Consider the following 1,156-nt stretch of genomic DNA (forward strand, 5'->3'; position numbering starts at 1 on the left):
GAGCAAGTTCCACGTCAAGTATGTCATAGTCAGCAGCGACGCTGAGAACGGGTACAACTTCAGCGAGAGCACCAGCCTCAGCGAGGCGCTGATAGTAGCCAGGAGGGTCGACGAGCACGGCCCAAACGAGGTGACGAGGTTTGTGGTGCTCATGAAGAAGCCGAAGACGGCCATAGAGGCGATGACCCTCGCCGATAAACTGCTATCAGGGGACGAGCTAGCTTATCACGGCGCGTTGGTAAGGTCTGTTTCAAGGGGCACCTTGCTAAACACCATCATTAACTGGAACTTCCACACGATACCCGATAATTACCTGGTAGACCTGGTCGAGGGGGTTGTCAATAACGGAATAATTAGCCTGTGCGACACCTCAATCGAAATACCAGTCACGTACTTCGGCAACCTAATAGGCGACATGGGCGTCAACAGGGGAGGGGATATAATCGAGGCGTTCAACCTGCCTAAGAAAGGGAGCAGGGTAGACTGCGGCTCGCTGCCAAAAAGCCCCTTGTCAGGCTCGGTGCCCATGCTCTGCGGCGGTGAAGAGGAGTCCAGAAGGTCGATGCTCGTGAGCCCAAACGCCTGGGTCACTGGCCGCGGGCCTAAGGCCGAGAGAATAGTTAGGCTCAGATCTAGGCTGCTCGTCCCTGACAGGATCAGGTGGAACACCTGGAGGACGATCGCCGTCTACAGCGATGAACCCCTGATCGCCAACAGGTTCTTCATGGTGAAGCTCAGGGACGGAGATGAAAAGATGGAGAAGGCGTTAGTAGCCTGGTTGAACACGACGTTCGGGCTGCTGACGGTATTGGCCAACAGAGAGGAAACCGAGGGGGCGTTCACCAGGTTAAATATTGGGCAGTGGAAAGCGATGCCAGTGCTTGACGTAAGTAAATTAGGCCGTGAAAGGCTAGACGCGCTGGCGAAGGTCTTTGACAACTACGCAAAAAAGGAGTTTAAGAGGATCCCAGAGCAGTACGGAGAGAAGGCTGACCAGGTCAGGCTTAACTTCGACCTCGACGTGCTGAGGGCCCTGAGCCCAGCCATTAACGAGGATAAGGCGAGACTGTGCATCACCAATATATACAGGAAACTAGACATTGCATTAAAGACATGGACAGGCCACAGGTGAAAGATTTAGCTACGGAGGCGCGAC

1 pseudogene is annotated in these 1,156 nt (G+C 54.3%); it reads left to right on the forward strand.

Annotation, left to right across the window (positions count from 1 at the left end):
- Nucleotides 1–1,132, forward strand: a pseudogene (locus ACP5H1_RS08450) (hypothetical protein); the annotation flags it as partial.
- Nucleotides 1,133–1,156: the final 24 nt, after the last annotated feature.

Source organism: Acidilobus sp., assembly GCF_049973875.1.
Lineage (GTDB): Archaea > Thermoproteota > Thermoprotei_A > Sulfolobales > Acidilobaceae > Acidilobus.